The organism is Streptomyces otsuchiensis, from assembly GCF_004305975.1.
GTDB classification, from domain to species: domain Bacteria; phylum Actinomycetota; class Actinomycetes; order Streptomycetales; family Streptomycetaceae; genus Streptomyces; species Streptomyces otsuchiensis.
In genome coordinates this window covers 1-11,895 of sequence record NZ_BHZI01000186.1, presented here as the reverse complement: position 1 = coordinate 11,895, position 11,895 = coordinate 1, and the positions used below count along the sequence as shown (strand labels likewise).

General features: G+C 74.0%; 1 pseudogene. It reads left to right on the top strand.

From position 1 onward, the window contains the following. Nucleotides 1-40 precede the first annotated feature (40 nt). A pseudogene (locus E0D90_RS17670) lies at nt 41-11,895 on the top strand (hypothetical protein); the annotation flags it as partial.

Genomic DNA, 11,895 nt, shown 5'->3' with positions numbered 1-11,895 from the left:
CCGCTGGGAGGAGACCGAGGCCGCAGCCGAGATCGGCCGCATGAGCAGTGACGAACGCGCCGTCTACGCCGGCGACCGAGACCGCGTGGCCGCGCTGCGGGCGCAACTGACGCCCCCGCAGTTCGCGGAGGCGGCCGCCGCCCTCATGCTGCACCTCGCCCCCGGCGTCGAACGCCCCGTCGCCGCCCGCCACGCCGCACGCAGCCGCCTCGCCGACATGCTCCGCGACAACCACGACCTGACCGACATGCTCCTCGCACGCGGCACCCGCTTCCTGATCACGAGCCGCGGCATCTCCCTCAGCGAGACGGCCCCCACCCACCGGTGGCGCAAGGAGAACTCGCCCGGCGGCAACTCGCCCTGGGCGGGCGTCCGGGGAGTGGCGCGTGACGCCACCGTGGTCATGGGCGAGGAGAACCTCCTCGGTGAGACCTCGCTCTTCCCGCAGTTCCACGAGGGCCACTCGACCCTGATCCACGAGTCCGGTCACGCCGTCCACAACGCGCTGTTCAACTATCGCGGTCCCGATGAGCAGTTGGCGCAGGCCACCCGCGTCATCCAGGAAACGTACGACGCGTTCCGCGCGATCGAGACGAAACGCCGGGAGCGCGTCGACACGGCCGTCGCCGCCGTGCAGGGTGCGCCCGACCGGCGGGAGCGGATCGCCGGGATCATCGACGCGGAACGGGGGGTCGGCGCCCCCTGGCCCAACGGCGAGTACAGCGTGCTGAAGACCGACGGCACATGGAGCGAGACCAACTACTCCAGCAAGGACGTCCACGAGTTCTTCGCCGAGCTGACCGCCGCCTGGCACGGCACCAACGGCGGACCGGACTCCTTCACCGGCCGCCCCCGCAACAACGGACCGGCCTGGGTGTCGGGGGCGATGCCCGAGCCTCTGGTGGCGCTGCTCACCAGGCTCTACGGCGACCGGACCACCGCCGGTCCCGGCAGCGCGACGACCGACGGCAGGCCCACGCCCGCGTTCCCGAGCCTGCCCGCGGACAACCCGCTCGCCGCCACCGCCGCGGAGAACGACAGCCTCGACGCCTTCCGGTCCTTCTGGGACCACACCGACGTGGACGGTCAGCTCGTCGACGTGTACGGCCCAGGGGTGCGGAACGACCGGGAGCGCTACGCCGAGCTGGTACAGAGCTACCGGCACGGCGAGGAGATGAGCACGGTCGACCCCACCCGCGACTCGCGGCCGGCGAGCCTGATCTCACTGGCCCGGGAGGTCCTCCAGCTGCCGCACGGCACGTTGACGGCCGCGCAGGTCACCGACGCGCTGAACACCGTGCGGGACGCGCGCGCCCACGGTCTGCGCACCGTGTCCGACGCGGCCGCGCTCCGGCTGATGGAGAACGGTGCCTACGACAACTCCCTCACCGGCATGAGCGCTACCGACGGCAGCTTCCAGGGACGCGGTTTCAGCGGGAACGCGCCGGCCCTGCGGCTGGACGAGATCACGGTGCGGACGGCCGACGGCGTCACCCGCCTGCCCGCTCCCTGGCCGGACGAGGTGTACGTGCTCGACCCCGAGCCCACCGAGGACGGCCGCTACCCGGTGCGGACGCACCAGGGCGTCCACACCGTGGACGCCGCCACCCTCACCGCCCTCGTCACCCGCGACCCCGCGCGCCCGCGCGACCCGAACGCCCCGATCGTGCTGACCCGTCCCGACCCGGGCCAGCGCCTGTCCGCGCTGCTGTCCTGGACGAACACTGCCCCCGTCTGGGCCACCGAGGGCTCCACGGCGTTCACTCCCTCGCCGACCGCGCCGGGCCGGAGCACGCTCACCCACGAGGCGGGCCGGCCCTGGGTCGTCACCGACTCCGTGACCGGGCCCGGTGCCCGCCCCGGCCAAGTGGCCCTCGGCGACGGCGCCGTCTTCGCCGACGCCGGGCTGCTCACCCGTCCGCAGCTCTCGGCCGACGGGCAGCGGTACACCGGTCTCTCCCTCACCCCCTCGGACGGGGTCGGCCGGGAGCAGCTGGCACAGTGGCAGGACGCCGTCACCCGCCATGTACGACGGACCCGCGGCACCACCGAGGCCCTTCCGCCGTTCGCCGTGATCGGCGACAGCACCCCGGCCGGGCCGGTCGTCCACCCCCTGAGCGACGTCTCCCAGCCCCGGCCCCTCTCGGAACGCGAGCTGGTCGGCTTCCTGGGACGCACGGAGCTTCTGCGCGCACCGGGTCAGCACTCCGGCCTCCTGCTGATGTGGCCCGGCCTGTCCGCCGAGCCGCAAGTGGACCCGCTCTCCGACATCAACGCCGCGCAGCGGCTGGCCAACGAGAGCCGCGCCAGCGTCTTCGTGCCCGTTCCGGCCCGCGCCGGCCAGCCCCCGGCCGTGCGGGAGTTCCTCCCGGAGCCCGATGCCGCGAGGATCGCCGAGATCGCGCGGATGACCGCGCTGGGCCCGGTTCCGCAGGCCGAGGAGCGCGTGGTGCGCTGGGTGCGGGCCTCGCGCCGCCTGTTCGGCCAGGACATCGACACCAACCCGGCCAGGCGCGACGAATTCGAACAGCGCATGCACGGCCTGGCCGCGCTGGAGCGGCTCTACCTGTCGGTCAGTCCCAGCTCCGCGCCGTTCTCCTGGAACGCCCTCGCCCACCAGGCCCGCGAGACACTCAAGCGGCTCCCGGAGGGCACCACCCTTCGCGACGCGACGATCCACCGGCTCGACCACTTCGCGGCCCGCGAGGAGTTCGGCAACCTCCCGACGATGAAGGCACCCGACGGGGGCGGGCGGACGCCCGGGGCCCCCGCCCCGGAGACCACCCTGTCGGCGGACCAGCGGGCCGACACCGGGACCGACGCCGGACCCACGGCCGGTCTCCTGCGCTGGGAGACCACCGAGACCGCCGCCGAGATCGGCCGAATGACGCCGGACGAGCGCGCGCGGTACGCGGCCGACCCCGCGCGGATCGACGCGCTGCGCGACACGCTGACACCCGCGCAGTTCGCGGAGGCCGCCGCTGCCCTGATGCTGCACGCCGCTCCCGGCGTCCAGCAGCCGGTCGCCGCCCGGCAGGCGGCTCGGCGGCGGATCGCCGACATGCTGCGGGCGCCGGAGGTCACCGGGCTGCTGCTGGGGCGTCAGACCCGGGTCGTCCTCATGTCCCGGGACGGGAGCCTGCCCTACACCGCGCCCGTCCACCGCGCGAACCGGGAGGAAGCGGTGGCCACCCCCTGGGTCGCCGACTCGCGCGGTATCACCACGGCGGCCGGCACCGTCGTCCTCGGTGAGGAGAACCTGCTCGGGGCCGACTCGCCCTTCGGAGTCCGGAACGAGGGCTACTCAATCCTGACGCACGAGATGGCGCACGCCGTCCACGGAGTCCTCAAGGAGTACAACGGGCCGACCCCGATCCTGCGGTCGGCCGCCGAAGACATCAGCAACCTCTTCGAGGCCGGACGGGAGCAGGAGGCCGACCGGCAGGCGGGGAAGACGGACACCGGCTTCCCCTGGCCCAACGGCATCCACCAGGTGGAGGGCGACGACGGCGGCACGGTGGTCAACTACTCCGCGGTGAACCAGAACGAGTTCTTCGCCGAGCTGACCAACGCGTGGCTCGACACCAACATCGGCGCCGACGGCCTCACGCTCGCTCCCAAGAACAGCGGCGCCTCCTGGGTGAAGGCCAACATGCCGCCCGGCATAGTGGCGCTGCTGACGCACCTGTACGGCGACCGGGACAGCGTCACCACCGGCCCCGACGGACAGCCCGCACGGCTGCGTCCCCCGCTGCCGGACGACAACCCGCGGACCGAGGCGGGGCAGGAGGCCGCGCTCCTTGACGGCTTCGGCGAGTTCTGGCAGCGGCAGGCCTACGAGTCCCAGCTGGTCGAGGCGCTGGGCCCGGAGACCCGCGAGACCCCGTCCCGCTTCCGGGAGCTGCTCGCCGGGCTGACCGCCGCCAACGAGCTGCGCGCGGACACCACCACGCTGAGCCACCCCTACGACCTGCGGGCGGTCAGCCGCGAGATTCTCCAGAAGCCCCACAGCGACCTCACGGCCGACGACATCACCACCGCGCTCGACGTCGCGACCCACGCGCGGGACTACAACATGACGACGCTGACCGAGGCAGCCCGGCTCCACCTCTACCGGGAGGGCGCCACCGACGACGTGTGGAGCATGCTGACCCGTGCCGACGGCTCCCGGCTCGGACGCTCCCTGAGCGGGGACGACCCGGGGCTGGACCCGGACACCGTCGCCATCGCGACGGCGGACGGCGGTTTCACCACCCACACCCCGCCGTGGCCGACGGACGCCTCGCTGGTCGACGTGCGGCGCGCCGACGGCGACCGCCACGGGGTGCGGATCGACGGGCGGACCGCAGAGGTGGCCGACACCGTCCTCTCCGCCCTGATCGCCCGGGACAACGGCCGGCCGAGCGGCGTCGACATCGTGCTGACGGTGCACGACCCGGGGCAGCGGCTGGCCGCGCTGATCGCCCGCGACACCGGCTCACGGGTGTGGTCCTCGGAGACCCCGCTGTCCCCGCAGGAGTCCCGTAGCGTGCCGGGGCGACAGGTCCTCGTCGCGCAGCCGCGTGACGGGCGCGACCCCCGTCCGTGGATTCCGACCGACCCCGGCGCGGTGCCCGGAGACCCCCGGGGCCCGCTGACCCTCGCGGACGGCGCGGTCTTCACCGCCGACGCGGCGACGGCACGGGTCGAGCTGTCCGAGGACGGCAGCCGACGGGAGGGGCTGAACCTGGTGCCCGAGGGCGCGCGCGGGCCGTCCCTCGACGGCGCCCACTGGTCGGCCCTGACCCAGCACCTCACGCGCAACTACGGTCCCGACGCGGCGGCCTGGCAGGCGTTCACGGTCCTCGGGGAGGGCTCCGACCAGGGACCCCGCCTCCAGCTGCGGGGCGAAGGGGACCGGAAACGTCCGCTTTCCGGCCAGGAGGCCGCGCGCTTCCTGGGCCGCGCCCAGGCCCTGCGCGGCCTGCCGCGCACGACTTGGATCCACATGATGTGGCCCGGTCTCGCCGAAGCTCCCGGGCGGGACCCGCTGTCCGACATCGCGCCGGCCCAGCTGGTGGCCAACGACAGCACGCGCATGGTGCTGACCGTGGAGGACTCCGACACCCCCGGTGAGCCGCCGGTCGTCACCGAGTTCATGCCCGAGCCCGAGGACCGGATGCTCGACTGGTACGCGCAGCTGACGGCGCTGGGGCCGGTGCCGCAGGCCAGGGAGCGCGTCACGCGCTGGGTCCGCGCGCTGCGCGTCCTGCACGACGCCCCGATCGACCTCAACCCCCAGCGCACCGAGGAGTTCCGGGAACTGCTGCACGGCCTGGCCGCGCTCGAACGGAAGCGCCTCTCGGTCAGCGAGAACGTGGCGCTCCTCACCTGGCCCCGCCTGAAGCAGCACACCCGGATGTGGCTGGAAGCGCGGGGCTCCGACCGGCCGCTCGGCCCGGACACGGTGCTCGCCATGCTCCGCCAGCTGTCGCAAGCGGAGGACGGCTCGCACCGCACCATGCACGCGGGACCGGCCACCGTCGCCGGTCTCGAATCCGCGCCGTCCACGACCACGGCCACGACCTCGACCACTTCGACGCGCATCAGGTCACGCCCCGCCATCGCCTACCGGCCCGAGAGCACCCCCGAGATCGCCGAGATCAGCCGGATGACGCCGGCCGAGCGGGCCGAGTTCGCCACCTCCCGCGACCGCGTCGCGGAGCTGCGGGCCCGGCTGAGCGACGCCGAGTTCCGCGAGGCGTCCTGGGCCCTGATGCTGGACGCCGCCCCGGGCGTCGAACGCCCCGTGGCGGGCCGCCACTCCGCCCGCCACCGCCTCGCGGACATGGTTCGCGACCAGACTCTCCTGGCCGAGCTGCTGGCCGGCGGCTACCGCGTGATCCTGATGCCGCGCACCATCTCGCTGCTGGACACCGCGCCCCTGCACCTGGGGGCCAGGAACCTGGACGCGGCGGGCGCGCACATCGGGGCCAGGCGCGGGATAGCCGCCGCGGCCAGCCGCACCACGCTGGTCGGCGAGGAGAACCTCCTCGGTGAAGTGGGCCCCCGCGAGGAATCGGCCGACCAGTCCGCGCTCCGGGACGCCGGACTGCCCGTGGACGACACCTCCCCCTACCGCGCCCCGGAAGCCATGCACTTCGCCGAGGGCTACTCGGTGCTGGTGCACGAGACGGCCCACCTCGTCCACTACGCGCTGACGGACTACCGGGGCGACGACGCCACCCTGCGGGACGCCGACGACCTCATCCGGCGGACCTACGACGCCGCGATCAACCAGGAACTGGAACGTAAGCAGCGCATCGAAGACGTCGTCGATCAGACGTACGGGCAGCCGGACTCGGTCATGCAGATCGCCGACGCCGTGGCCGCGGAGCGGGACACCGGCTTTCCGTGGCCCGACGGCGCCTTGAGCAAAACGCTGGAGGACGGCCAGGAAACCGGGTACAACTACTCCGCCAGCGACCTCCACGAGTTCTTCGCACAGCTCACCGCCGCGTGGCTCGACACCAACCACGGGGTCGACAGCACCACCGGTCTGCCCCGCAACAGCGGTGCCGCGTGGGTCAAGGCGCACATGCCGACCGAGATGGTCGCCCTGCTCACCCGGCTCTACGGCGACCGCCAGTCGGTGGGCGGCGACGGCCGGAACGCCAAGCGCAACGTCACCGAGCTGCCGGGCGACAACCCCTTCGAGACGACCCAGCGGGAGAACGCCTCCTACCAGGCCGCCTCCCTGATGTTCCGTCGCGAGGAAACGGCGGCCGCCTACCGGCACCAGCTGCTGACCACCTTCGGAACGGACCTCGCGAACTCCCCCGACCGCTACCGCACCCTGAACAACCAGCTGAAGATCGCGGAGACGCTGCGCGCGGCGGACCCGGAGCTGCGGGACGGCGATGTCGACCTGCCCGCCCTCGCCCGCGCCGTCCTGCAGCGGCCCCACGGCGAGCTGTCCCCCGCCGACATCGAGCGAGCGCTCGCGCTCGTGACCATCGCCGAGCACATGCACGGCGCCACCACCCTCACCGAGGTCGCCGCGATCCGTCTGCACCGCGACGGTTCCCACGCGGCGGACCGCCGCATCACCGTCGACGGCGACGAGTGGGGTACCGCCTACAGCGACAGCCCAGCACTGGTCCCGAACCAGGTGGCCGAGCGCCACCCGGACGGCACCACCACCCTCCACCCCACGCCCTGGCCCGAGGGCTCCTGGCTGATGCAGCTCAGCCGCGGGGAGGACGGCCTGCTGGTGGTCCGGACGGGCGAGGAGACCGTCCACGTCACCGACGCGGTCTTCGTCGAGCTCGTCGAGCGCGACTGGGCGCGTCCGGAGGAGGCCGAGGTCGCGCTGCTCATGGACGACCCGGGGCAGCGGCTGGCGTCCATGCTCGCGGCGGCGCTCGGCACCCGCGTGTGGTCCGCGGAGACCGCGTTGTCGCGGACGCCGTCGCCGGAGGCGTCCGACGCCGGCCGCACGGTCGTGACCGGGGACCGGTCGGCCTCTTCGCCCAGCAGGCTGTGGATCCCCACCGACCGCGGCCCGCGGCCGGAGGGCCCGGCCGGCACCGTCACGCTCTCCGACGGCGCCGTCTTCAGCGACGCGGCCGTGGCGTCCCGGACGCTGGTCTCCTCCGACGGGCAGCGGCAGACGGGCCGGACGCACCGGGGGGACGACACCCAGGCCGAGACGACGGCGGAGAACCTGACCGACTCCGTGACGAGATGGCTGGCCCAGCAGGGGCCGGACGCAGCGCCGGCCGGCGGTCTGTTCTCCCTGCTCGGCACTCCCACGCCGGAGGGGGCCGGGCTGCACCTGCGCGGCGAGGAGTCCTCAGGCCCCAGGCCGGTCTCGGCCCAGGAGACCGCCCGTTTCCTCGGGCGCTCCCACCAGCTCCGCGCCCTGCCCCAGGACGTGGGCATCGCCCTGCTGTGGCCCGGCTTCGACACCGCGCCCGCCGGTGACTCCCTGGCGGTGCTCGCCCCGGCCCAGCGGCTCGCCGACGACAGCGGCCACACCGTGTACAGCCTGCGCACGGTCGTCGGTTCCCCCGAACCGCAGATCACCGCCTACCGGCCCGGGCCGCGTCCTGAGGCCATCGACCGGTACCTGCGGGAGACCGCGCTCGGCCCCGTCGACCAGGCGCCCGAGCGCGTGGTGCGCTGGGTCCGCGTCCTGCGCTCCGTGCTCGGCGAAACCATCGACACCGACCCCGCGCGCAAGTCGGCGTTCACCGAGGCGCTGCACGGCCTCGCCGCCCTCGAACGTGTCCGGCTGCGCAACGACCCCGGCGCGCCCCCACTGACCTGGGGCACGCTGCACGCGGACGTCAGCCGCTGGGCGGCTGCCCACAACACGCCCTACAACGGCGGCAAGATCTCGATCACCTGGATGCTGAACCTCCTGGCCACCGCCGAGCAGGACGGCGAAGACGCGCTGTCGGCGGCCCCGCCCACCACGGCCAACACCTCCGACCGCCGGCCGCCGTCACCGCCGGTCGGGCGGCTCTCCGCCTTCGCCGAGTCGCTCGGCTCCGGCAGCCGGCACACCGGCCTGGTCACCCTGGCGCTCCCCTCCCCGCGCGTCGTGGCCGACCTCCACGGAGCGGTGCTCCAGCAGCTCGGCGTCACCGCCGACTCGGACACCGGCCGGGCGGTCACCGCCCAGCTCGCGAAGGATCTGAGCGCCGAGCAGATCCAGCGCAACCACGCGCGGCTGCTCAGCTCCGCCGGGCACCCGCTCACCATCGACACGCTGAAGCGGACGGTGACGGTCCATCTGGACTACAGCGACGTCCGCCCGTCCGGCCGGTTCCCCGACCCGGCGACCCGTCCCGACTTCAGCCAGGGGCGGCGCACCGAGACGGCTCAGGACACCGTGCGCGTCAGCCAGACGGGCAACCTGCGCACGGCCCCCGTCGGCTACGCCCTCACCCTGCCCGTCGACAGCGCCCCGGTGTGGCTGGTCGACGCCGGGGTGACCCTCAGCACGACGTACAACCAGTTCGCGCTGGACGTCAGCATCACCGAGACCCTTTCGCTCCAGACCGTGGTCAACTCCCCCCACGGCCAGTACCCCCTGGATGTCACCCCGCGATGGCGGGTGAGCGGCCCCGCCGAAGCCCGCGCCGCAGCCGACGGCACTGGCCGGCCCGTCACCGTGACCACCGACGCCCTCACCGTCTGGATGCCGCGGACCCGTGCCCTGACCGACCCGGAGACCGACCCGACCGATCTGCTGAGCGCCAGGCCCGCTGCGATCAACGGCCTCCCTCTGTGGGCGGTGGAGAGCCTGGGAGACCCGGAACGGCTCGGCTCCGACATCCGCGCCGCGATGCCGGAACTGCGCGACGACGCGCTCGACGCGGGCTCACGGGAGCTGCTGCGGTCCTTCTTCTCCGACCCGGTACTGCGCGGCACGGCCCATCTGCACACCGAGGGCGGCGCCCTGTCACCGGTGCTGAGCGACAGCAAGGGCAGGGCCATCGGCTTCCTGCAGCTCCTCGCCGGCATCGACCCCGCGCCACGGCCCCTCACCCATGGCGACGGCACGACGGTCGAGACCACGTTCGCCCACGGCGGGTCCGCCACCCAGAAGACGACGCTGTCCAGTTCACTCGGGCTCGACGGCAGGGGCGGCGCGCTGCTGACCACCGGCCACCCCGCCCGTGCCACCGACGCGACGGGCACCTGGGGCGGCGGCGGCGCCGGACGCCTGGGGGCCAGCGGATCGGTGAAGGACTCGCTCAGCCTGTCGTCCAGCGGCGCACTGTCACACGGCGTGTCCTCGGATACCGGCAGCATGCTCACCGAGGCCGCGGCGCGGTACACCGTCGTCTTCCACCGCGCTGCCGGGCCACCGGCGACCTTCACCTTCTCCGCGACGGACGCCCCGCCCGCCGCCGGCACGGGAGCCGGGACGCCCCGGTCCGACGACTCCTACCAACTGCTGCTGGCGACGGTCGACCGCACCACGCAGGAGGGGCACCCGCCCCGGCCGGAGGAGGTCCGCGAACTGCCCGACCACCTGCGCGACCTGACGGCCATCGGCATGACCGAGGTGCCGACCAGCCTGGAGTTCGACACCGGCCTTCTCGACGAGGCGGAGACCTGGCTCCGCGACGAGGGCTTCCTGCCGAAGGCCGACGCCGGCTCCTCCGGCAGCGCCGCGCTGCGGCGGGCGCGGCTGGAGAACCTGCGCAAACTGGTCGAGCTGCGGGGCCGCTGGGGGCTGGCGACCTCCGTCCCCGCCGCGGTCGACGGCGGCCGGTCCGTGTGGTTCGAGGTGCCGGGCACGACCGCTGACCGCCGGGTCCGCCTGGCACTGACCGTGACCCGGGACACCGAAGCGGAGGCGTCCCACACCAGCCGACTCCCGGGCGTCGACGTCAAGGGCACCGGCCGCTCCGAGAAGTCCGTCGAGAGCAGCCACGCCACGGAGCTGAGCGCCACGGTCGGCGCCGGTGGCCGCCTCCACGCCCCGCCCGGCGGGTTCATGCTCACCGGCGCCCTGGACGGCGCGGTCACCGGCCGGCACCGCAGCGGCGACAAGGTGAAGGAGACGACCGCCCGCGAGCAGAGCATCGGCAACTCCGACAGCGGAAGCGACCTCTTCACCGTCCCCGTCCGGGTCGGTCTCGACCTCTTCGAGGACTCCGGGACCGAACCCACCCGCCACTTCGCCGCGCCGCCGGCCCCGCCCGCCCGCGACGTGGAGGCGTCCGCGGCCGACCGCACGGCCGTCACGACACCCGGCCCCGCGACCGTCCGGGGCACGCTGACCCTCGTCGTGGACCACGCCGAGACGCAGGCCCCCGACACCGAGCGCGCCGCCGTCGCGCCCCCCGCGCGGCCGGCACCGGAGCTGCTCGGCGAGAACACCACGCTGGAACGCCGGCGACTGACCGGCTACACCGAGCCGGGGACGCCCGACCCGACCGTGGCCGTGCTGCCCCCCGGCGCGACGGTCACCGGCCTGCGCGCGTCGGAGGCGCTGCTCGCCGCCGTCCACCTCGGCCTCGCCCACGCGGTGACGCCGCCCGCGGCACCTGCCACACCCGCAGTCACGGACACCGCCACACCCGCGACCACGGCCACCACGCCGGCCACCCCCACCGCCGCGGACACCGCCACGCCCACGACCACGGACAACCCCGCGCCCCACGCCCTCACCCGGGTCCAGCGCGCGATCGGGGACGCCGCGCGTGCCGCCGGACAGAGCGTCCGGACCGCCTGGCGGGACACCTGGTACGGCACTCTCGACGACCCGACGTCCCCGACGGCCGAACTGCTGCACGCCGCGCTGCGCCCCGACCAGCTGCACGCCCACCGGGAACAGATCCTCAACGGGGTGTACGTCATCGAGGGAGTCCCGCTCCCCGGCACGACGCCGGATCAGCTCTTCACGATCGAGATCAGCGGCTACCTGACCGACCCCGTCCACGGCGGTGTCCGCGGCGGCCAGGCCAGCACGTCGCTGACCTCCGGCGACACCGTGGCCAGACAGAGCGGCGGCGGCCGCACCTGGGAGGTCGGATTCACCGGCAGCCTCCTGGAGCGCGCTGTCCCCGATCAAGAGCTCGGCCACCTGAGCAATCCCTCGCTCGCCCTCGCCAGGACAGCGGGACACGACACCACGACGACCCTGGCCTCCGGCGGCTCCCAGACGCGGGCCCCCTCGGACTCCACCAGTCGCCACCGCTACTCCACCGATCTCCACCTGCTGGTCACCATCCGGCGGGGAGTCGACAACCTCCCCGTCGAGATGGTGGGCGCCGGCCGGAAGGAGGCCGTGACGGTCAAGGTCACGGTCCCGGACGGGCTGCGGTTCCAGGCGACCGACTCGGCCCTGCGGCCGCTCGCCGACCGGTACCCCGACCTCCCACCCGCCACCAC